Annotated in this window: 21 protein-coding genes; 10 read left to right on the top strand and 11 right to left on the bottom strand. The window is 65.2% G+C overall.

The features are described 5' to 3' along the window. Window positions 1–12: 12 nt before the first annotated feature. Window positions 13–1,560: a glutamate--cysteine ligase gene (gene gshA / locus V3388_RS10245; protein WP_336367452.1), complete on the top strand. Its 1,548-nt coding sequence runs from the start codon at window positions 13–15 to the stop codon at window positions 1,558–1,560. Window positions 1,561–1,722: 162 nt separating this feature from the next. Continuing rightward, complete coding sequence (gene rmf, locus V3388_RS10240; RefSeq protein ID WP_336367451.1) at window positions 1,723–1,935, top strand: ribosome modulation factor; 213 nt, start codon at window positions 1,723–1,725, stop codon at window positions 1,933–1,935. A 6-nt stretch (window positions 1,936–1,941) separates the two neighbouring features. Here the strand turns inward: rmf and V3388_RS10235 are convergent, their stop codons facing one another. Beyond that, window positions 1,942–2,406 carry a flagellar basal body-associated FliL family protein gene (locus V3388_RS10235; protein ID WP_336367450.1) on the bottom strand — a complete coding sequence of 155 codons (465 nt, stop codon included), beginning with the start codon at window positions 2,404–2,406 and terminating at the stop codon, window positions 1,942–1,944. 71 nt (window positions 2,407–2,477) lie between these two features. On the opposite strand from V3388_RS10235, the gene V3388_RS10230 reads away from it, so the two are divergent. Together V3388_RS10230 and rsd are read left to right on the top strand one after the other, a co-directional pair. Next, window positions 2,478–2,984, top strand: coding sequence for a disulfide bond formation protein B (locus V3388_RS10230; RefSeq protein WP_336367449.1), 507 nt, complete (start codon window positions 2,478–2,480; stop codon window positions 2,982–2,984). Between the two features lie 112 nt (window positions 2,985–3,096). Then, window positions 3,097–3,576 (top strand): sigma D regulator, encoded by a 480-nt coding sequence (gene rsd / locus V3388_RS10225; RefSeq protein ID WP_336367448.1) that lies wholly within the window; start codon window positions 3,097–3,099, stop codon window positions 3,574–3,576. 100 nt (window positions 3,577–3,676) lie between these two features. On the opposite strand, the gene V3388_RS10220 is transcribed toward rsd, so the two are convergent. From V3388_RS10220 to V3388_RS10210, 3 genes are all read right to left on the bottom strand, one after another. Next, entirely contained in the window at window positions 3,677–4,426 is a 750-nt protein-coding gene (locus V3388_RS10220; RefSeq protein ID WP_336367447.1) for an FKBP-type peptidyl-prolyl cis-trans isomerase, read from the bottom strand. A 130-nt stretch (window positions 4,427–4,556) separates the two neighbouring features. Then, on the bottom strand, window positions 4,557–4,943 hold the full coding sequence (locus V3388_RS10215) for a DUF4124 domain-containing protein (protein WP_336367446.1): 387 nt from the start codon (window positions 4,941–4,943) through the stop codon (window positions 4,557–4,559). Next, window positions 4,934–5,455, bottom strand: a complete 522-nt coding sequence (locus V3388_RS10210; RefSeq protein WP_336367445.1) for a TIGR02444 family protein — start codon at window positions 5,453–5,455, stop codon at window positions 4,934–4,936. The genes V3388_RS10215 and V3388_RS10210 overlap by 10 nt, the downstream gene beginning before the upstream one ends. A gap of 42 nt (window positions 5,456–5,497) precedes the next feature. Here V3388_RS10210 and V3388_RS10205 point away from each other — a divergent pair, with 42 nt between their 5' ends. Then, on the top strand, window positions 5,498–7,432 hold the full coding sequence (locus V3388_RS10205; RefSeq protein ID WP_336367444.1) for an ATP-binding cassette domain-containing protein: 1,935 nt from the start codon (window positions 5,498–5,500) through the stop codon (window positions 7,430–7,432). A gap of 31 nt (window positions 7,433–7,463) precedes the next feature. On the opposite strand, the gene ppx is transcribed toward V3388_RS10205, so the two are convergent. After that, window positions 7,464–8,951 (bottom strand): exopolyphosphatase, encoded by a 1,488-nt coding sequence (gene ppx, locus V3388_RS10200; protein ID WP_336367927.1) that lies wholly within the window; start codon window positions 8,949–8,951, stop codon window positions 7,464–7,466. 371 nt (window positions 8,952–9,322) lie between these two features. Between ppx and trxA the strand changes: the two genes are divergently transcribed. After that, complete coding sequence (gene trxA, locus V3388_RS10195; protein WP_336367443.1) at window positions 9,323–9,649, top strand: thioredoxin TrxA; 327 nt, start codon at window positions 9,323–9,325, stop codon at window positions 9,647–9,649. A gap of 58 nt (window positions 9,650–9,707) precedes the next feature. Next, window positions 9,708–10,340 (top strand): molybdenum cofactor guanylyltransferase MobA, encoded by a 633-nt coding sequence (gene mobA / locus V3388_RS10190; protein ID WP_336367442.1) that lies wholly within the window; start codon window positions 9,708–9,710, stop codon window positions 10,338–10,340. 8 nt (window positions 10,341–10,348) lie between these two features. On the opposite strand, the gene V3388_RS10185 is transcribed toward mobA, so the two are convergent. From V3388_RS10185 to moaB, 4 genes are read right to left on the bottom strand one after another with little or no spacing between them, the layout of a single operon-like run. After that, entirely contained in the window at window positions 10,349–10,795 is a 447-nt protein-coding gene (locus V3388_RS10185) for a molybdenum cofactor biosynthesis protein MoaE (protein WP_336367441.1), read from the bottom strand. Between the two features lies 1 nt (window position 10,796). Beyond that, a complete protein-coding gene (gene moaD / locus V3388_RS10180) occupies window positions 10,797–11,057 on the bottom strand; it encodes a molybdopterin converting factor subunit 1 (RefSeq protein ID WP_336367440.1) in 261 nt (86 codons plus the stop codon). 2 nt (window positions 11,058–11,059) lie between these two features. After that, on the bottom strand, window positions 11,060–12,271 hold the full coding sequence (locus V3388_RS10175; protein WP_336367439.1) for a molybdopterin molybdotransferase MoeA: 1,212 nt from the start codon (window positions 12,269–12,271) through the stop codon (window positions 11,060–11,062). Between the two features lie 24 nt (window positions 12,272–12,295). Further along, entirely contained in the window at window positions 12,296–12,871 is a 576-nt protein-coding gene (gene moaB / locus V3388_RS10170; protein ID WP_336367438.1) for a molybdenum cofactor biosynthesis protein B, read from the bottom strand. A 372-nt stretch (window positions 12,872–13,243) separates the two neighbouring features. On the opposite strand from moaB, the gene rho reads away from it, so the two are divergent. The 3 genes from rho (at window position 13,244) to V3388_RS10155 (ending at window position 17,388) form a co-directional block, all read left to right on the top strand. Continuing rightward, window positions 13,244–14,506, top strand: a complete 1,263-nt coding sequence (gene rho / locus V3388_RS10165) for a transcription termination factor Rho (RefSeq protein WP_336367437.1) — start codon at window positions 13,244–13,246, stop codon at window positions 14,504–14,506. 551 nt (window positions 14,507–15,057) lie between these two features. Beyond that, a complete protein-coding gene (ubiD, locus tag V3388_RS10160; RefSeq protein WP_336367436.1) occupies window positions 15,058–16,554 on the top strand; it encodes a 4-hydroxy-3-polyprenylbenzoate decarboxylase in 1,497 nt (498 codons plus the stop codon). A 105-nt stretch (window positions 16,555–16,659) separates the two neighbouring features. Beyond that, window positions 16,660–17,388 carry an NAD(P)H-flavin reductase gene (locus tag V3388_RS10155; RefSeq protein WP_336367435.1) on the top strand — a complete coding sequence of 243 codons (729 nt, stop codon included), beginning with the start codon at window positions 16,660–16,662 and terminating at the stop codon, window positions 17,386–17,388. A 93-nt stretch (window positions 17,389–17,481) separates the two neighbouring features. Here the strand turns inward: V3388_RS10155 and V3388_RS10150 are convergent, their stop codons facing one another. Continuing rightward, a complete protein-coding gene (locus tag V3388_RS10150) occupies window positions 17,482–18,723 on the bottom strand; it encodes a heme biosynthesis HemY N-terminal domain-containing protein (RefSeq protein ID WP_336367434.1) in 1,242 nt (413 codons plus the stop codon). Further along, window positions 18,720–19,886 (bottom strand): uroporphyrinogen-III C-methyltransferase, encoded by a 1,167-nt coding sequence (locus V3388_RS10145; RefSeq protein WP_336367433.1) that lies wholly within the window; start codon window positions 19,884–19,886, stop codon window positions 18,720–18,722. Before V3388_RS10145 ends, V3388_RS10150 begins: the two co-directional genes overlap by 4 nt. Window positions 19,887–19,911 lie beyond the last annotated feature (25 nt).

Raw genomic sequence — 19,911 nt, 5'->3', positions numbered from 1 at the left:
CAGGAGTCAACCATGGCTGAATCCCGCCATTCGCTGTTTCGCGCGTTGTCCCGGTCCCAGTGGTCCGGCTTTCTCAAAGGGGTTGAAAAGGAAGGCCTGCGGGTCGACCGCAATGGTTTCATTGCCCAGACGCCGCACCCCGAGGCCCTGGGTTCCGCGCTGACCCATCCGCGCATCACCACCGACTACTCCGAGGCCCTGCTGGAGCTGATTACCCCGGTGTGTGACAGCACCGACGCGATGCTGGCGTCGCTCCGGGATATTCACGCGTTTGTGCAGCAGCACCTTGGCGATGAGGTGTTCTGGGCCGCCAGTATGCCTTGCGAGCTGGATGGTGATGAGAGTATTCCCATCGCCCGCTACGGCCGTTCCAACATTGGCCAGCTCAAGCACGTTTACCGTCAGGGCCTGGCGGTGCGCTATGGCCGCATCATGCAGAGCATTGCCGGCGCCCATTACAACCTGTCCCTGCCGGACAGCTTCTGGCAGCACTGGCAGTCGGTCCTGGGCGACCAGCAGTCCCTCAGGGATTTCAAATCCGAGCAGTACTTCTGGCTGATCCGCAACTTCCGCCGGCGCAGCTGGCTGCTGATGCTGCTGTTCGGCGCGTCGCCGGCGCTGGACGCCAGCTTCGTGGCGGGGGTGAAGCACTCTCTCAGCCGGTTTGATGACCGTACCTGGCAGGGCGATACCGCCACCTCCCTGCGCATGGGCGATCTGGGCTATCACAACAACGCCCAGGCCTCCCTCAACATCTGTTTCAACGAGCTGGCCACCTACACCGGCACGCTCGACCGGGCGATTCACACCACCTGGCCGCCCTACGAGGCCATCGGTACCCGCCGGGGCGATCAGTTCATCCAGATCAACACCAGCATCCTGCAGATTGAGAACGAGTACTACAGCGCGGTTCGGCCCAAGCGGACCACCGAGCGAGGCGAGAAGCCCATTCAGGCGCTGGACGCCCGGGGCGTGGAATACATCGAGGTGCGCTGCCTGGACCTGGATCCGTTTTCACCGGTGGGCGTCAACCGGGCGCAGATCGATTTCCTGGACCTGTTTCTGCTGGACTGTCTGCTGTCGGATTCGCCCCGCATCGGCGACGCCGAGTGCGACCGGCTGGACGACAACTACAAATCCGTGGTTGCCCAGGGCCGTGATCCGTCGCTGACCCTGTGTCAGGGCGGCCACCGCACGCCGGTGTCGGATCTGGCAAAGGCCCTGCTGGACCGGCTGGAGCCGCTGGCGGAGCAGCTCGATGGGTGGGAATCCGGGCAGCGCTACAGAGCCGCTCTCGCGGCCCAGAGCGAGAGCCTGGCGGCCGGTGTGCCGTCCCAGCGGGTGCTGGATGCCATGGCCGACTCGGGCCTGGGGCATCGGGACTGGGTGATGGCCCAGTCCCAGGCGCACCAGCGGCAGCTGCGGGAAGAGGGGTTGAGCGCCGTGACCCAGGCGGAATTTGATGCCATGGTGAGGGCGTCCATGGCCGAACAGGAAGCGCTGGAGGCGTCCGATACAGAACCGTTCGACCAGTTCCTGGCGCATTACCTCGCGTCGTAACCCAGGGCCCGGACCGGTGGTCTGAACCAGCGATGGCGGACCTGCCTCACAGATTTGGCGAGGGGCATTTGTCAGCCGACGGGGTGGCTGTTAATTTTTGTAACAGCACCCCGGGCATCGGCCCGGATCCCCTGGCGAACGCCGGCGAAGGAGGCACAGGCCATGCCCAGAGACATCAAGCTCGGTTGGGATGTAGAAGCCCTGAACAAGGCATACCGTCAGGGCTACATGGCAGCGTCAGTGGGCATGGAGCGCAGCCGCTGCCCTTATCGCGGTGACGTCGTGATTGCCGCCTGGGAAGCGGGTTGGGAAGACGCGACGGCGGCCCGCCCGAACGCGGGGCAGGGCGACGACTTCCTATCCAATATTGCCTGACCCGCCTCAGCGCTGAACCACAAACTCCGTAAACAGCACCTCATCCACGGTGATCTCCGTCTGCTGCGTCGCGAGCGCGGCATTGATCCGTTCCTTGGCCTGTTCCGCCAGCGTGGCTTGCCCGTCGGGTGAGGTCAGTGTGTCCACGCTGGTCTGTTCCCCAAACAGCATCACCAGTTCGTGCCGCAGCCTGGGCATATGCGCCTCAATGGCTTTCCGGGCGTCAGGCAGGGATGTGCGCAGGGTGACGGAAGCCTTCAAATACGTGGCCCGGGCGCCAGGCTGGCCCACGTTGGTGACAAACGCCGGGTCCATTTCGATGTAGTCCGTGGCCTTGACGGCCTCGTCGCCGCCCTCCTCGCTGGCGGCCTGTTCGCCGTTGGCCGCCTCGGATTCGGCAAGGGCGGGAAGCGTGAGCAGCAGGGCCCATGCGGCGATCAAGGCAGTCAGGAAATTCGGTCGGCGTTTCATAGGCTTGAAGTTCACCATGGTTTAGGGTTTAGTGAGCGATCTGTGTCCTATTCTTCCTTCGAGGTGGTGCTTTGGCAAGCCGATGGCTCCCGGGTGGTGTGTTTCTGGTGTGTGCGGCGCTGTTGGCTGTCGCGTTCTACATGCAGTACGTCATGGGCCTGGAGCCCTGTCCGCTGTGCTGGCTGCAGCGTTTTGGCTTCATGGGTGCGGCGCTGGTCAGCTTGGTGGCGCTGCTGATTGGGCCCAGGAACTGGGGGCTGCGGGTGTATGGCCTGTTCCTGGCGCTGACCGCCGGCGCGGGCCTGGGTGTGGCCATCCGCCAGCTGTGGCTGCAGAGCCTGCCGCCGGATCAGGTGCCCGCCTGCGGCCCGTCCGTGGATTACATGCTGGAAGTGCTGCCCTGGAAAGACGTGCTGGCCACGGCGCTTCAGGGTACGGGTGACTGTGCCAAGGTCGTGTGGCGGTTTATGGGCCTGAGCATCCCGGGCTGGACCGCCGTATGCTTTTCTTTGCTGGTTATTCTGGGCTTGTGGTGCCTGCTCCGGCCGGGTCGCCGGCGCGAATGGGTGAACGGCTGATGCCCTGACGCTGGAAAGGGTTGCGGCTGTCCGCAGCCTTGGGGTACCTTGAATCTCCCGCTGCGGACACGGTATCCGGGCGGCTCGGATGCACATGACGGAGAGCAGGGGTATGTTGGAACATTGCCAGAATGCCAGGGAGCGCTGGGGTGGCGTCAGTGAGCTGATTGACCGCTGGCTCAGGGGCCGCCAGGAACTGCTGGTGCAGTACTGCGATCTGTCGTCCCACGCGGAGCTGGCGCCGTCTGATGGGCTGCGCGACCAGTTCGTCCGCCTTTGCGAGATGCTCGTGGACTACGTGTCGGCCGGCCACTTCGAAATTTATGAGCAACTGATCCAGGAGGCCCGTGAGTACAATGACGGCGGCCTGGAGCTGGCCTCCCAGCTGTACCCGCGGATTGAGCAGACCACCGAGGTGGTGCTCGCGTTCAACGACCGCGTGGACGGCCGGACCCTCACCGAGGCTGACCTGACATCACTGTTTGCGGAATTGTCCCGCCTGGGCGAAACCCTGGAAAGCCGGTTTGAGCTGGAAGACTGCCTGATCGAGCGGCTGCACACCGCACACAAGAACAAGGTCGAGCCCGCCTGAGACAGCGAGGTCGCGCCGGTCCCGACACACCGCGGGCCGGCAAGAAAAAACCCGGTAGCGGCCAAGCCGCTACCGGGTTTTTTGTGGGCCGCTAATCGCCTTACTGGGCCGCCGCGTCGCCGGCTTTGGCGTCGTCGGCGCTGTCGTCCGGGTTGATGTCCAACAGTTCCACGTCAAACACCAGGGTCTCGTTGGGGCCGATCGCCTGATTGCCGCCCGGGCCGTAAGCCAGGCTGGACGGGATGTAGAGCTTGTAGCGTGCGCCTTCGCTCATCAGCTGCAGGCCTTCGGTCCAGCCCGGAATCACCTGGTTGAGGGCAAAGGTAACCGGCTCGCCGCGCTCGCGGGAGCTGTCAAACACGTCGCCGGACAGCAGGGTGCCGGTGTAGTGGACCTTCACCGTGTCGTCGGCGGACGGCTTCTTGCCGTTGCCTTCCTTGATCACTTCGTACTGGAGGCCGGAATCGGTGGTCTTCACGCCGTCTTTCTTGGCGTTTTCCGCCAGGAACGCCTCACCGGCTTCCTTGTTCTTCTGGGCCAGCTCTTCCATCTGCTTCTGCTGCTTGGCCTGCATTTCCTTCTGGTAAGCCATCAGCGCTTCTTTGATCTGGTCACGGGTCAGACGCTTGGCCTTGTCGTCACCGGCGTTGCCGTGCTGGATGCCCTGGATGAACTGGTCCATCTGCAGGTCCGGCAGATCGTTGCTCATGCGCTCGCCCAGAACCAGCCCCATACCGTAGCTGACTTTCTGGATGGTGGTGTCGAGTTTCGGCTCGGCCGGTGTTTCCGGCTGGGTGGAGCATCCGGCCACCACGCCGGCCATGGTCAATGCGAGCAGGGTTTTCTTCATGTCCAGGTCCTTAACGGTTGGAAAGTGTTCGAGGGAGAAACTCCCGGGTTGTCGTTATTGAACTGCCAAAGGTAACGGGTTACGAGGCCTGATGCCACTGAAACTCCGTTAACCCCCGGCCGGTGGCGGATTAGCTGCCGGCGCTGGGGACGCGGTTGTTTGGGCCCAGGGAAAACGGGGCGCTGTAGGGGGATTGCCAGTCGGTTTCCGGATCCATGTCTCGGCCTTTCTCTGGCCGCTCAATGGCCAGGGTATTCCAGGGGCCTTCCACGGGGGGTTGGTCGGCGTAGTGCCAGTTGCCATCGTTGTCCTGCCACTTGAACACGATGTCCGGGCCGTTGGTGGGTACGGGCGAAGGCACGAGGCCCTCGAATGCGGGGATGTCCTGTAGCTTGTCCGGGCTGCTGCTGGCCACCGGGGCGGTCACCTCGTCCGGATCGTTGATGCCGAACAGGATCAGCAGCACCAGAAAGCCCAGCGCCGGAAAGGCCAGACGAATCAGCCATTTCATGAGCATGGGGATGCCGCCCCCGAGGCGGTGGTCGGAGCCAGGGCATTGGCCAACTGGCGTAGCAGGGCCTGGGACGTGTTCGCCGCCTGCGCGTCCGGCGCGGCGGCAGCCAGGTTGGAGTGGATCAGCGTCTCGGATCCGGGCATGTCGGCCTCAGCCTGTGTTGTGTTCATGAATGCGTGCCACGCCAGCGCCAGTTCCACTTGCTCGGCGGCCAGCTCGGCGCTGGCGACGCCCTCTCGCAGGGTCTGGCAGGCCGAAGCCTGTTTGGGAAGCGCCTGTCGGATGGCCCGAAGGGGACCGGTTACACGGGCCCGCCACTCTGTTACCGTAGCGGGCTCATCGCCGGTGTACGGCTGGTGACGCGTGGCGTGCCAGCCGGCACAGACGATCCGGGTGACGCTCCAGCCTTCACCCTGAAGAGCCAGGCAGGCTTCCCGAACGTCCGGCTGTCGCCAGATGCTCAAAGCGTAACGCCAGAGCGGCGTTTCCGGTTCCAGATCCTTGGGTAACTCCACGGCGAGCCTGCCCCGACGATCTTGCGCTGATAGAATGAGTTTATGTTAACGATTACTGATCTCAGTTTACAACGAGGCGGCGTCTGGTTGCTAGACGCGGTGAACCTGACGGTGCAACCCGGCCAGCGCGTGGCTATTGTCGGTGCCAACGGGGCCGGCAAATCGAGCCTGTTCCGGCTCCTGCTGGGCGACCTTCAGGCGGAGCAGGGCTCGGTCTCGCTGCCGGGTGGCTGCCGCATTGCCCACATGGCCCAGGAGGTGGCGGCCTCGGAACGGTCGGCCCGGGATTACGTGCTGGACGGGGACATCGAGCTGCGCCGTCTGGAGGCGGAGCTGGCCCGTGCGGAGCAGGCCGGTGACGACCTCGCGATGGCCCGGCTGCACGGCGAGCTGGACGTGCACGAGGCCTGGTCAGCGCCCCGGCGGGCAGAAGCGCTGTTGCGAGGTCTCGGCTTCAGCGACGCGGATGCGGACCGCCCGGTGTCGGCGTTTTCCGGCGGCTGGCGGATTCGCCTGAACCTGGCCCAGGCGCTGATGCGACCCTCCGATCTGCTGTTGCTGGACGAGCCCACCAACCACCTGGACCTGGACGCCTGCCTGTGGCTGGAGCAGTGGTTGGCCCGCTACACCGGCACCCTGCTGTTCATCTCCCACGACCGGGATTTCATGGACCGGGTGGCCACGCATCTGGCCCATTTCGACCAGCGCAAGCTGGTGTTCTACACCGGCAACTACTCGGCCTTCGAACGCCAGCGGGGCGAGCGGTTGGCCCAGCAGCAGGCCAGTTTTGAGCGTCAGCAGGCCCGGGTGGCCGAAATCCAGCGCTTTATCGACCGCTTCAAGGCGAAGGCCACCAAGGCTCGCCAGGCCCAGAGCCGGATCAAGGCACTGGAACGGATGGAGCGGATCGCCCCGGCCCACATTGATTCCCCGTTCAGCTTCGAGTTTCCGGTAGCGGACAAAATCTCCAATCCGCTGCTGTCGATTCGTCACGGGAAGGCGGGGCACGGCCAGACGGTAATCCTGGACCCGGTGAACGTCACCCTGCTGCCCGGCAGCCGGATTGGCCTGTTGGGCCCGAACGGCGCCGGCAAATCGACGCTCATGAACGCCCTGCGGGGTGCGGATACCCTGATCGGCGGCGAGCGCACCTGCGGTGAACACCTGGCCATCGGCTACTTTGCCCAGCACCAGCTTGAATCCCTGGACCTGGACGCCAGCCCCTTCCTGCACCTCCAGCGGCTGTCGCCGAAGGCGTCCGAGCAGGCCATCCGCAACTTCCTCGGCGGCTTTGATTTCCACGGCGACGATGCCCTAGCGCCGGTGCGCTCGTTCTCCGGGGGTGAGAAGGCCCGAGTGGCGCTGTCGATCATTGCCTGGCAGCGGCCCAACCTGCTGTTGCTGGACGAGCCCACCAACCATCTGGACCTGGAAATGCGTCAGGCCCTGACCATGGCCCTGCAGAATTTTGACGGCGCGATTGTGGTGGTGTCCCACGACCGGCACCTGCTGCGCAATACCGTGGACGATTTCTGGCTGGTGAGCGATGGCCGTGTCAGCGTCTATGACGGAGACCTGGACGACTACGAGCGCTGGCTTGCGGACCGCCGTAAGGCCCAGGAAACGGCCGGAGAGGAGCGTCCGGCCACAGGCCCCGTCGGTGGCGCCGGCGAATCCGCCGAAGACCGCAAGGCCCGCAAGCGCCAGGAAGCCGATCTGCGCAAGACCCTGAGCCCCTATCGCAAGCGCCAGTCTGAGCTGGAAGCCGGGATAGAGCGCGCTCAGGGACGGCTGTCCGGGATTGAAGAGGCACTGGCGGACCCGGCGCTTTATGAACCGGGCGGCCAGGCGCGCCTGAAGACGCTGCTGGCCGAGCAGGCTGACGTTCGGCGCCAGATGGACGCGGACGAGGCCGAATGGCTGGAACTCTGCGAAACCGTCGAGGCGTTGGAAGCACGCCTGGAGCGCGTTGACTGAGCGCGGCTGAGCCCGGGATTGCCCTGTTGCGTCAGTCGATGGCGTTGTCGCCGCCGTCCCTGATGGTCAGCTTGAGGTTCTGTTTGGCCAGGTAGTCCCGCTCGTTGGTGAGGTCCGCCAGGGTCAGTGGGCGGTCGTCCAGCCAGCCTTTCGGAAACGCCAGGGTGAGCTTGTCGCCATGGGCTGTCAGCCGGGCCTCCGGTGGCGGCTCCAGGTTGCGCGGATGCTGGATCAGTACCGCCAGCCGAAGCAGCACGCACAGCCGCCGCAGTCGAAGGCTTTCCTCGGGTTCCAGGCCCTCGAAGATCGACGGCGCGAACTTGCGGCGATGGCCCCGAACCAGAATCGCCAGATCCTGCTGGAACTGCTGGCTGAATCCCGGCAGGTCCGAATACCGGAGCAGGTAGGCGCCGTGTTTGTGGAACTGGCTGTGGGAAATGGTCAGGCCAATCTCATGCAGTCTGCAGGCCCATCGCAGCACTTCTTCATCGTTGGCGTGGGCGATGCCCCAGCTTGCCGCTACCTGCTGCCACAGCGCCACGGCGGTTGCCTCTACCGCCGCGCCGTGTTCCTGATCCACGTGGTAGCGTTCCTGCAGGCCGCCGATGGTGCGCTCGCGCACGTCTTCGTGCTGAATGCGCCCGGCGATGTCGTACAGCAGGCCTTCCCGCAGCGCGCCGTCGGTGAAGGTCATCCGGTCAATATCCAGGGACTGGAAAGCGCCCATCAGGATGGCAAAGCCGGCGGGGAAAATGGACTGGCGGTCGTCCCGCACGCCGATGTCCTGCAGGCGGTCGGTGTGGCCCATGTCCACCAGACGCTGACGCAGCTCCTGCATGCCGGAGCGGGTAATGGTGCCGTCGGTCAGCTTGAGGCTGGCCAGCACGCTGGAAATCGCCTTGATGGTACCGGACGAGCCAATGGCACTCTGCCAGCCCAGGGCCCGGTAGCGGCGCTGGATGTTCAGCAGTTCCTGCTCGGCGTGGGTGATGGCCAGGTCCATTTGACGGCGGGAAATACGGCCGTCCCGGAAATACTGGTGACGGAACGACACGCAGCCCATGTGCAGGCTTTCGAGCTGCTCAGGTTCGAAACGCTGGCCAATGATGAACTCGGTGCTGCCGCCGCCGATGTCGATGACCAGCCGGCGCCCTTCGTCGTCCGCCAGGGTGTGGGAGACGCCCAGGTAAATCAGGCGAGCTTCCTCCCGCCCGGCGATGATGTCCACCGGGTAACCCAGAACGTCTTCCGCACGGCTGATGAACTGATGTGCGTTGCGGGCCACCCGCAGGGCGTTGGTGCCGACCACCTGCACGGATTCCCGGGGCATGCCCTGCAGCCGCTGGGCGAAGCGCCGAAGGCAGTCCAGGGCTCGCTGCTGGGCGCTCTCGGTCAGCCGGTTACGCTCATCCAGGCCGGCGCCGAGCTGCACCTTCTCGCCCATCTTTTCCAGGGTGCGGATTTCGCCGTGGACCAGCCGGGCTACCACCATGTGAAAGCTGTTGGAGCCCAGATCGATGGCGGCGAGGGTCTGTGGCGCGCCGGTTTCAGCGGCGCTGGCCTCGGTGTGGGCAGGGTAGTCGGCCGTCACGTGGGTCGGATTCCTTATGGCGCGGAACGTGCCGGTACTATAAGCGATCTGTCTCGCCGCTGTCAGCAGCGAATGGGCGCCGCCCGGCAGGCCCGAGGCGTCCGTAAAACCCGTGGTGGGAGTTGTACGGCTTCACATCGGGACGACGCATCGCGTAAAGTATGGCATCCAGAGCGAAACCGAGGCGGCATTGTTCGCCGTTCTTGTCATTCTTAACTGCATCTCTGTGGGGCGGTCGTCTTTACCGGCCTGTGTCCCGGTTCCGGGGCGCCCGGAGATGCCTCAAGCAGGAAAGGGTAATGAGCGCAAATATTGTTAACGTCACCGATGCGTCCTTTGAGCAGGACGTCCTGAAGTCTGATGTCCCCGTACTGGTGGACTACTGGGCGGAATGGTGTGGCCCCTGCAAGATGATCGCGCCGGTGCTCGAGGAAATCGCCGACGAGTACGATGGCAAGTTGAAGATTGCCAAGCTCAACATCGATGAGAACGAGCAGACCCCGCCCAAGTTCAACATCCGGGGCATCCCCACGCTGATGCTGTTCAAGAATGGCAACGTGGACGCCACCAAGGTGGGCGCGCTGTCCAAATCCCAGCTCGCCGCCTTCCTCGACAGCAATCTCTGATCCGCTGTTGTTGCAAAGCCGCCCCTGAACGCTGCGTCACGGGCGGCTTTTTCGTGTCATGACCGCACCATTATCAACGATCCAGACGGCGCCTGAAGCCCCGGTTGCTGGCCTGCTGCTGGCCGGCGGCCAGGGCACGCGCATGGGCGGGCTCGACAAGGGCCTGGTGGACTGGCGGGGCAGGCCCATGGCTGGCTGGGTGCACGATGCCCTGGCATCGGCGGTCTCACCGGTGCTGATCAGTGCCAACCGATCCCTGGAGGTTTACGAGGGGCTGGCGCCCGGCCGGGTGATCACCGACGCACCCGTGCACCGGGGCCAGGGACCGCTGGCGGGCCTGCTCCGGGGCCTGGAGGAGACCGAGCGGCTGGGTGTGGCGGCGCTGCTGGTGTGCCCGTGTGACACGCCGGAGATCACCCCGGACACCTTGCGCCGGTTACTGGCCGCCTGGCGATCGGCGCCGGAACGGCCGGTGGTGGCCGAGTCCGAGGGGCGCCAGCACCCCCTGCACGGGGTGTATCCCGTGTCCGTGCGGGAGGCGCTTGCAACCTGGCTGAACAGCGGAGAGCGCCGGGTGATGCGTTTTGCCGAGTCGGTGGGCGCGGCGGTGCTGGATTGCCCGGGCGCCTCGGCTGCCTTCCGCAATCGAAACCGGCCGGAGGATCTGGGCCCGGGCAAGACCGGCCGGTAGCGGCGGTTTTACTCCCAGGCGTTGGCCCGGTCCCGGTCTGACGCTTTCTGCTCGACCCAGTGTTCGCCGCTGGCGGTCAGTTCCTTCTTCCAGAAGGGCGCGGAGGTTTTCAGCGCGTCCATCAGGAATTCACAGGCGGCAAAGGCGTCGCTGCGATGGGCGCTGGCGACGCCGACAAAAACAATCTGATCGCCGGTGGCGAGACGGCCGACCCGGTGGATCACTCGCACGGACTGAACGTCCCAACGCCGGCTTGACTCGTCAATCAGCCCCTGGATCACCTGCTCGGTCATGCCCGGGTAATGCTCCAGTTCCAATCCGGTCACGCCCTGGCGGTCACCGCTGTCCCGCACCAGCCCGGTAAACGTGGCAACGGCGCCGGTGCCATTGCCGGTCGCCCGGAGCGCCTGGTACTCCGCACTCGGGTCAAAATCCTCGGTCTGCACGCGAATCATGTCAGCCTCCGGTAACCGGGGGAAAAAACGCCACCTCATCGCCGGCGGCCACCGGCGTGCCCGGCCGGGCCATGGTCTGGTTAACGGCAATCATGACCGGCTGGCCGCCGGTCAGGCTGGCCCAGGCGCCGCCCCGGGCGGCGAGAGCGTCCAGCAGGTCCCCCGCGGTCAGCCCGGTGGACGCTGGCCACTGCAGGGTGTCGGTATCGAGATCTTCCCGCAGACGGGCGAAGAAGCGAATGGTCAGGGTGTCGGACGCCATGATCAGCTCACCAGTTCATCAAACGAATAGAAGGTCAGGGTATCACCCTCGGCCAGGGTCGTGTGCTCTGGCACCACCGCCAGGCCGTCGGCCCAGCAGGCGGAGCTGAGCATGCCCGAGCTTTGGTTCGGAAACGCTTCGACCGCGACCCGGCCACCGCGCTCGGCTTTGCGGGCCCGAACAAACTCCCGGCGTACAGAGGCGGCTTCGACGGAAAACGCCGCCGGCAGCCGCTCGCCAAGCACCGGCCGATCTACCCGGCCCAGGCAGCGGCGGATCAGGGGCATGGCCACCACCAGGAAGGTCACCAGCACGGCCGCCGGATTGCCGGGCAGGCCCAGCACCGGCGTGCCGCCCAATACCGCGAATGCCAGTGGCTTACCGGGTTTGATGGCCAGCCGCCAGAGGGTCAGCGCGCCGTCTTCTTCCAGAACGGCGCGTATGTGGTCTTCCTCGCCCACTGACACGCCGCCGCTGGTGATGACCAGGTCGGCGCTGGCCGCGGCCTCCCGCAGGGCGCTACGGGTGGTGTTCCGGGTGTCTCCGAGGGTGTCGCAGCGAACCACCTCGCAGCCGGCCTGGGCGAGCAGGCCAAGCAGGGTGTACCGGTTGGTGTTATAGATCTGCCCCGGCCCGAGGGGCTGGCCCGGCTCCACCAGCTCGTCGCCGGTACTCAGGATGGCCACCCGAAGGCGCCGGCGTACCGGTACCTGGGCCACGCCGATGGAGGCCAGCAGGCCCATTTCCTGGGGTCGAATGCGGGTGCCGGCGGCCAGCGCCACGTCTCCGGCGGCCAGATCCTGCCCCGCCCGTCGGATGTTCTGCCCGGCAGTCACGGGGCTGCGGATCTGGATGCCCTCGTCTGACACCGAGACGTTTTCCTGCATCACCACCGCGTCCGCGCCGGCGGGGATTTCCGAGCCGGTAAAGAGGCGGGCGGCGGTGCCGGGCGCCAGCGGTTCGGGTGCCGTACCTGCCGGCCAGCGGGCGGAAACCGGTAGCGCGCGGTCGGTGAGGTCGGCGGCGCGCAGCGCGTAACCGTCTACCGCGCTGTTGTCCGCCGGCGGTACGTCGGCCGGTACGGTTTGGGCGCTGGCGAGAATGCGCCCGAGGGCGGCGTCCAGAGGCACCCATTCGGTTTCCTGAACGGTGGGCGCCTGGGCCAGAATGGCGGCGATGGCGTCGTCAACGGAGGTCAGGGCAGGGCCTGCCATAGTGTGCTCCTGAAGGTCTGGGCGTCAGCGGCTGGCGCGGGCGCCGATCACGTCGCCCAACCGGGCGAAGGCCGGGTTCTGGGGTTTGCGGCGCACCAGGGCGGAGAAATTGCAGGGCTTGTGGCGGCTGTCGAGCTGACTGCGCACAATGCCGTTCCAGCCGGTGCGACAGGCCCCGGTGGAGCCAGGCAGACAAAAAATGACGGTGTGGTTGGCCAGGCCACCGAAGGCCCGTGACTGGACAGTAGACGTGCCAATCTCCTTGGCGGACAACCGGCGGAACTCCTCGCCGAAGCCGTCAATGGTCTTGTCCAGGAGGGGGCCAACGGCTTCTGGCGTGCTGTCCCGCTCGTGGAAGCCGGTGCCGCCGGTGATCAGGACCACGTGAATCTCGGGATCGGCAATCCAGCCCGCCAGCAAGGCGCGTACCAGATACACGTCGTCCGGCAGGATGCGCCGGGCCACCACCCGGTGGCCGTCCTCGGCGGCGCTGTCCTCCAGGAACTGGCCGGACGAGTCCTGATCGGCGCCCCGGCTGTCTGAGACGGTCAGGATGGCGATGTTCAGGGGAAGGAGATCTTGGGTGGCTTCGCTGCTCATGGTGATGGGCTCCGCGTGGATGCTGTTTCCCTTAGAGTGCCGCCAGAGCGGGGCGATTGGAAGATGCATGGGGCTTCATAACCCATAGGGGTTAACCCTGGCCTGGCCGGCGGGATAAATTTGGCGCAATTTTGTTCGGCGCACTTGACAGGCGCGGCTGCGGTGGCCGATGATCCAACCTACCCGGTGAACGGTCGTTCCCACTCTACTGGCTTCAGCACTTAATTCCGGACCTTGTCTTCCCCGGGCTGCTCCATCTAGCCAGCGACTGACTCAGCGTTTGTTATTACTTAACCTTGTAACAAAACCCAGGCAGGGCACTCCTGTCTTCTCAATCGTCTTTTATTCCCATTCCTGAAAACTCAATACACTATGAATCTTACTGAACTCAAGCAGAAGTCCATGCCCGAACTGCTCGATATCGCGCAGGAAATGGGCCTGGAGAACCTGGCCCGCTCCCGCAAGCAGGACGTCATTTTCACCATCCTGAAGAAACACGCCAAAAGCGGCGAGGATATCTACGGGGATGGTGTGCTTGAAATCCTGCAGGACGGCTTTGGCTTCCTGCGTTCCGGTGATGCCTCCTACCTGGCCGGCCCGGACGATATCTACGTGTCTCCCAGCCAGATCCGCCGCTTCAACCTGCGCACCGGCGACACGGTGTCTGGCAAGATCCGTCCCCCGAAGGATGGCGAGCGCTACTTCGCGCTGCTGAAGGTCAACGAGATCAACTTCGACAAGCCGGACAACGCTCGCAACAAGATCCTGTTCGAGAACCTGACGCCGCTGTTTCCCCAGGAGCGGCTGGTGCTGGAAGCGGGCAACGGCAGTACCGAAGACCTCTCGTCCCGGGTTCTGGATCTGGTGGCACCCATCGGTAAGGGCCAGCGAGGCCTGATCGTCTCCCCGCCGAAGGCCGGTAAGACGCTGCTGATGCAGGGTATTGCGCAAGCCATCACCCGTAATAACCCGGAATGTCACCTGATGGTGCTGCTGATCGACGAGCGCCCGGAAGAGGTCACCGAAATGCAGCGCACCGTGCGCGGCGAAGTGGTGGCGTCTACCTTCGACGAGCCGCCGGCCCGTCACGTCCAGGTCGCGGAAATGGTGATCGAGAAGGCCAAGCGTCTGGTCGAGCACAAGAAGGATGTGATCATCCTGCTGGACTCCATCACCCGTCTGGCCCGTGCCTACAACACCGTGATTCCGTCTTCCGGCAAGGTGCTCACCGGCGGTGTTGACGCCCATGCCCTGGAGAAGCCCAAGCGGTTCTTCGGTGCCGCGCGGAATGTGGAGGAAGGCGGCAGCCTGACCATCCTGGCCACGGCCCTGGTGGACACCGGTTCGAAGATGGACGAGGTGATCTACGAAGAATTCAAGGGTACCGGCAACATGGAAGTGCACCTGGACCGCAAGATGGCCGAACGGCGCATCTACCCGGCCATCAACATCCGCCGCTCCGGCACCCGCCGCGAGGACCTGCTGATGTCCGAGACCGATCTCCAGAAGGTGTGGATCCTGCGCAAGCTGCTGCACTCTATGGACGACGACATCGGTGCCACTGAGTTCCTGCTCGACAAGCTCAAGGACACCAAGACCAACGACGAGTTCTTCCAGTCGATGAAGCGCCGTTAAGTCGGTGTCTTTGTGCCCTGGCGTTTTGCGCCGCACCCTCTGAGTTGTCGGTTTTGCGCTCAGGCATTGTTGCCGTCAGCGAAGGGTCACGCCTCCCCGGACACGCCGTGAATACGTCCCTGTAGGCTCGGTCTTGCCATCCCTGGCAAGACACGGTCCGGGGAGGCGTGACCCTTCGCTGAGGTTGAGCGGCGTGCGCGCATCACGATAAACCGACGTCAGGTGGATTCTCCGGCACAGTTTTCCCCTGTTGGTGGCGGGCAGTCGCCTGAGGCATGGCGAACGGGGCGGGGGGGGGGGGGGGGGGGGGGGGGGGGGGGGGGGGGGGGGGGGGGGGGGCGCGCCCGCCCCCGGGCCGCGCGCGGCGGGGGGGGGGGGGGGCGCCCCCCCGCCCCCCCCGCCCCCCCCCCCCCCCCCCCCCCCCCCCCCCCCCCGCCCCCCCCCCCCCCCCCCCCCCCCCCCCCCCCCCCCCGCTCCGTTCCCGCACCCGGTCCAAAGGTCCGAACGCGGCCAAACTCCGTACTTTGGTCAGCATTAACGCGGAGCGACGAATGAAATACAGCGATTTGCGGGACTTTATTCACCAGTTGGAAGCGCTGGGTGAACTCAAACGGATCTCGGTGGAGGTGGACCCCCACCTGGAAATGACCGAGATCTGCGACCGCACCCTCCGCGCCGGCGGGCCGGCGCTGCTGTTTGAAAACCCCAAGGGCTATGACATGCCCGTGCTCGCCAACCTGTTTGGTACGCCCCGCCGGGTGGCCCTCGGCATGGGCCAGGACAACGTCACCGCTCTGCGGGAAATCGGCAAATTGCTCGCCTTCCTTAAGGAGCCCGATCCCCCCAAGGGCTTCAAGGACGCCATCGAAAAACTGCCCCTGTTCCGGCAGGTCATGCGCATGAGCCCCAAAGTCCTGCGCTCCGCACCCTGCCAGGACATCGTCATTGAAAAAGACCAGGTCGACCTGTACCAGATTCCCGTCCAGCACTGCTGGCCCGGGGACGCTGGACCCCTCGTCACCTGGCCGCTGGTAATCACCCGCGGGCCGGACAAAGAGCGCCAGAACCTCGGGATCTACCGGCAACAGGTGACCGGCCGCAACCGGCTGATCATGCGCTGGCTCAGCCACCGGGGCGGCGCCCTGGACTACCAGGCGTTCCGCAAGGCCAACCCGGACAAACCCTATCCTGTGGCGGTTGCCCTCGGCGCCGACCCAGCCACCATCCTGGGCGCGGTGACGCCAGTACCGGATACGCTCTCTGAATACGCCTTCGCAGGCTTGCTCCGGGGCGCCCGAACCGAGCTGGTGAAAGCCGGCCTGAGCGACCTGCAGGTGCCCGCCAGCGCGGAAATCGTGCTCGAGGGGTTCATCTACCCGGACGATATGGCGCCGGAAGGGCCGTTTGGCGACCACACCGGGTATTACAACGAAGTGGACCAGTTCCCCGTGTTCACCGTGGAACGCATGACCCATCGTCGGGACCCGATCTACCACAGTACCTACACCGGCCGGCCCCCCGACGAACCCGCCATTCTTGGCGTGGCACTGAACGAAGTGTTTATTCCTATCCTGCAGAAGCAGTTCCCGGAAATCGTCGATTTCTATCTGCCGCCAGAGGGCTGCTCCTACCGTTTGGCCGTGGTCACGATGAAAAAGCAGTACCCCGGCCATGCCAAGCGCGTGATGATGGGGGTATGGTCGTTCCTGCGTCAGTTCATGTACACCAAGTTTGTGATCGTTACCGACGACGACATCAACGCCCGGAACTGGGAAGACGTGATTTGGGCGATCACCACCCGTATGGACCCGGCAAGGGACACCACCCTGGTGGAAAATACGCCCATCGACTATCTGGATTTTGCCTCGCCGGTGTCCGGGCTGGGCTCGAAGATGGGGATGGACGCCACCCACAAGTGGCCTGGGGAAACCGATCGGGAGTGGGGCACCGCCATCACCATGACGGACGCGGTGAGGGCGCGGGTGGACGAGATATGGGCGTCGTTGGGTATCGACGCGCCGGCCGGCACTGACGCTTCTGGGCATTGAAACCCCGGACGCCTGCCCCGATACCTTTTTTACAGGGTTAATACGTCGCGCCCCAGTCTGACGGACGGGGGCGCCGGTTCAAGCATAAGGGAGAATACCGCCACTATGGCCGCCGATCATCCGCCGCGCGAAGTCCAGGCACAGGTCCGCAGCGTGCGACCGCTCAGCCACGATGTTTATCGGATTGAGCTGGCGCTGCCCGACGGGGCGCACCCCGCCTTCCGGGCCGGCCAGTACCTGTCCGTGAACCTGCCCGGTGCGGATCCCTGCTATTTCTCCATCGCCAGCAGCCCGGCCCAACCGCTGATTGAGCTTCATATTCAGGCGTCGCCGGATTGGGTGTCTGCCCAGCGGGTGATTGACGCCCTGATGGCCGGTGGCCCGGTCACGCTGGCGCTACCCCACGGTCGGGCCTGCCTCTCGGCGGTGCCGGATAAGCCGCTGATCCTGGTCGCCGCCGGCACCGGTTTCGCCCAGATGAAAAGCCTGGTGGACTATCTGCGGGAGCAGGGCTTTCAGCGCCCGGTTACGCTGTTCTGGGGCGTGCGCAGGCAGGAGGACATGTACCTGAAGTCCCTGGCGGAAACCTGGCAGAAGGACTGGCCGCCGTTCCGGTTTATTCCGGTGGTGGGTGACAGCGAGGACAATGACTGGAGCGGCCATCACGAGCAGCTGGTGAAGGCCGTTCTGGCCTCCGGCGCGGACTGGCCGGGCACGGAGGTGCACGCCAGCGGTTCTCCGGCCATGGTGTACACGCTGATGGACGCTCTGGTGGCGGCGGGTTTGCCGCAAAAGGCGTTTTTCTCGGACGTGCTGGAGTACGCGCCCCGGTGAGTTAGGGCTGGGGTCAGAGGAAAAAGGGGCCGGATCAGGACGTTCATTGAACGCTCGGATCCGGCCCCTTTTTCATCTGACCCCGTTTTACCTTTAAGCCCGGGGCATCGGCAGATCCGGCAGGCCATTGTCCTGGGCCAGGCCCTGCATCAGCAGCTCCATGCTGGCGGCCTGCTCACCCATGTGGGCGTTCAGCCGGCTCAGTTCGGCGAGGGCTTCACGGCTGCGGCGCAGGCGAAGGCTGGCCTCAAAGTATTCCCGGGCTTTGCCCCAGAGCTCGTTCCGCAGGCTCAGGCGGCCCAGGGCGAGCAGCAGTTCGGGGTTGTTTGGGCGGTCCTTCAGCCACTGTTCGGCCAGCAGCAACTGTTCGTCCAGTTTTTGCCCGGACAGCCGACCGTATAGGTTGATCAGCTCGTCGCTCCAGTGGTTGCGCAGCACCTTGCGGAGCAAGGTCTCAGCCTGTTGCTCATCGCCCAGGCGGGCGAGCAGGCGGGCGTAATCGCGAATCGTGTGCTCGTCCCGGCGCAGGAAGCCTGGCAGTTCGTCCCAGAGGCGGGTGATGGGCTCGAGGGTGGCGTCCGGGTCCGCCTTACGGCGCCGCTCGCAGTCCTCGGCGGCCTGCTCCAGCAGGTTGTGCCAGGCTTGCCGTTCCAGATCGTGCAGCTCGCTGTCTGGAATGACATCCCGTTTCTTCAGTTCCGGCAGCAGCCGGGCCAGTTCCCGCCAGTCTTCCAGGCGCAGGTAGGTATTTTTCAGCAGCTTGAGCACGAACGGGTGATGCGGCGACTGTTTGCGCAGGCGTACCAGCGTGGCCAGCGCCTGTTCAAGACGGTTGCCCGCCAGCTGCAGTTGGGCCTGGGTGATACCAACGGCAAGGTCGGAGCCGGGGGTACTTTCGAAGGCCTGGCGCAACAGGTCATCGACGGCGCCGTGGTCGCCGGCCTCAAAGGCGGCTTGGGCGGCGGCCAGATAGTTGATCAGCGGGGTGTCCGTCTGGGGCGCGGAGGCGGTTAGCAGTTTACGGGCCCGGGGCCAGTTGCCTTCCGCCAGCGCGAGCAGGCCCTGGGTGGTCCGCCGGCGGGCCCGACGTTCATTGCTGCGTGCCAGCCAGCCGGCCACCAGGCCCCCACCCTGGCGCAGCCGGCCAATCAGCCGCAGGCCAATCACGATGGCCGCCACCAGTGCCATCAGCGCCACCAGGCCGACCCAGAAGTTGGTCTCCACCAGATAGTGGCCCAGGCTGATCCGGATGTAACCCAGGTCGTACTGGACGCCCAGGGCCAGCAGTGTGCCCACAAGCAGGGCCACGAGGACAATCAGGAGCAGGCGAATCATGACGCCGTGCCTTTTGCATCGGTGGTATTGGCGGCCGGGGTTTTAGGGCCGGATGCCCCGCCGGATGTGTCGCTGGCGCCTCCGGACTGCGATCCTCGGCCATCCAGACGTCGCTTCAGCAGGTCCAGGGAGCGGCTGATGTCCGGCAGGGCAGGGTCCACGTTCCGGCCCGCCAGTTCGGTCAGGGAGCCGGCCAGCGCCTGGACGCCGGGGTATTCCGGGTTGTACCAGTCGTCGATGGTGCGGCGGGCCTTTTCCAGGGCCTGGACGTACAGGGTCTGATTGCCCCGCAGCACGGCCATTTCGGCTTCCTCCAGCATTAATTGCAGGTTCAGCCGGGCATAGGCGCTCTGGTCCGGAGACAGCAGCGGTTTGACCGGTTCATCCAGGCGGCGGACCACCACAATGCGGGAGAGCGTATCCGTGACGGCGTTCCAGGCCCGAGTGAAGACGCTGGGGCCGCCCTCGACGGCGTCCCGGGCGCTTTCGCCCCCACCGTCGGTACCGGCAACGAAGCCGGGTGCTGCTTCTCGGATCAGGGCCTGGTCGGTAATCTGCTGGACCTGATCAATCGCCGCTTCCAGTGCCAGGTAGAGGCCGGTGCGATCCACGTTTTCGATGCTGCGCAACGCCATTCGTTCCTTGGCAACCGCTTCGCGCACCGGGTATACGCCCACATCATCGGATTCTTTCAGCACGTCATCGGCGGCCGCCAGTGCCTTGGCGGCGCCGCGGATGTCTTTTTCCACCTGTAGACGCTGATTGGCGATGCGGAGCAAATATTCGGCTTCCGCCAGCAGCCAGTCTGTGCGGGTCCGGTTGCCGGCATCCAGCAGTGTCTGGGCGTTGTGGTCGATCTGCCGCTGCTGGGTGGCGATGAGCTCGCGCTGGGCCGCCAGCTTGTCCTCCAGGGCTTGCAGCCGGCTGGCACGCTGGCTGCCCAGGTCGCCGAACTGGTCCTCAAACTGGCGGGTGTCCTGTTGCAGCTGCTGCAGTCGTTGCACCGTGGCCTGGTGTTCGCGCCACTGCTGCCAGTTCCACACCGCCAGGGCGATGGCCAGGATCAGTGCCAGTGTCGCCAGCAGCCAGAGCGGCCAGGTACGACGGGGCCGCGCGGGCGGCTGCTGGATGGGGGCCGGGAGTTGGTCTGTGGTGTTCGTCACGGGTGTCCTTACGTTCCTGTCCGTT

It is taken from the genome of Marinobacter sp. C2H3, assembly GCF_037080155.1.
Classification (GTDB): Bacteria; Pseudomonadota; Gammaproteobacteria; order Pseudomonadales; family Oleiphilaceae; genus Marinobacter.
The sequence above is the reverse complement of the archived record's forward strand: the minus strand, read 5'-3'. Positions and strand labels throughout refer to the sequence as shown.

Excerpts from the sequence above, each read along its gene's own strand:
- gshA (WP_336367452.1), top strand. The coding sequence starts at position 13 with ATGGCTGAATCCCGCCATTCGCTGTTTCGCGCGTTGTCCCGGTCCCAG.
- rmf (WP_336367451.1), top strand. The coding sequence starts at position 1,723 with ATGCCCAGAGACATCAAGCTCGGTTGGGATGTAGAAGCCCTGAACAAG.
- V3388_RS10235 (WP_336367450.1), bottom strand. The coding sequence starts at position 2,406 with ATGAAACGCCGACCGAATTTCCTGACTGCCTTGATCGCCGCATGGGCC.
- rsd (WP_336367448.1), top strand. The coding sequence starts at position 3,097 with ATGTTGGAACATTGCCAGAATGCCAGGGAGCGCTGGGGTGGCGTCAGT.
- V3388_RS10220 (WP_336367447.1), bottom strand. The coding sequence starts at position 4,426 with ATGAAGAAAACCCTGCTCGCATTGACCATGGCCGGCGTGGTGGCCGGA.
- V3388_RS10215 (WP_336367446.1), bottom strand. The coding sequence starts at position 4,943 with ATGCTCATGAAATGGCTGATTCGTCTGGCCTTTCCGGCGCTGGGCTTT.
- V3388_RS10205 (WP_336367444.1), top strand. The coding sequence starts at position 5,498 with ATGTTAACGATTACTGATCTCAGTTTACAACGAGGCGGCGTCTGGTTG.
- trxA (WP_336367443.1), top strand. The coding sequence starts at position 9,323 with ATGAGCGCAAATATTGTTAACGTCACCGATGCGTCCTTTGAGCAGGAC.
- mobA (WP_336367442.1), top strand. The coding sequence starts at position 9,708 with ATGACCGCACCATTATCAACGATCCAGACGGCGCCTGAAGCCCCGGTT.
- V3388_RS10185 (WP_336367441.1), bottom strand. The coding sequence starts at position 10,795 with ATGATTCGCGTGCAGACCGAGGATTTTGACCCGAGTGCGGAGTACCAG.
- moaD (WP_336367440.1), bottom strand. The coding sequence starts at position 11,057 with ATGGCGTCCGACACCCTGACCATTCGCTTCTTCGCCCGTCTGCGGGAA.
- V3388_RS10175 (WP_336367439.1), bottom strand. The coding sequence starts at position 12,271 with ATGGCAGGCCCTGCCCTGACCTCCGTTGACGACGCCATCGCCGCCATT.
- moaB (WP_336367438.1), bottom strand. The coding sequence starts at position 12,871 with ATGAGCAGCGAAGCCACCCAAGATCTCCTTCCCCTGAACATCGCCATC.
- rho (WP_336367437.1), top strand. The coding sequence starts at position 13,244 with ATGAATCTTACTGAACTCAAGCAGAAGTCCATGCCCGAACTGCTCGAT.
- ubiD (WP_336367436.1), top strand. The coding sequence starts at position 15,058 with ATGAAATACAGCGATTTGCGGGACTTTATTCACCAGTTGGAAGCGCTG.
- V3388_RS10155 (WP_336367435.1), top strand. The coding sequence starts at position 16,660 with ATGGCCGCCGATCATCCGCCGCGCGAAGTCCAGGCACAGGTCCGCAGC.
- V3388_RS10150 (WP_336367434.1), bottom strand. The coding sequence starts at position 18,723 with ATGATTCGCCTGCTCCTGATTGTCCTCGTGGCCCTGCTTGTGGGCACA.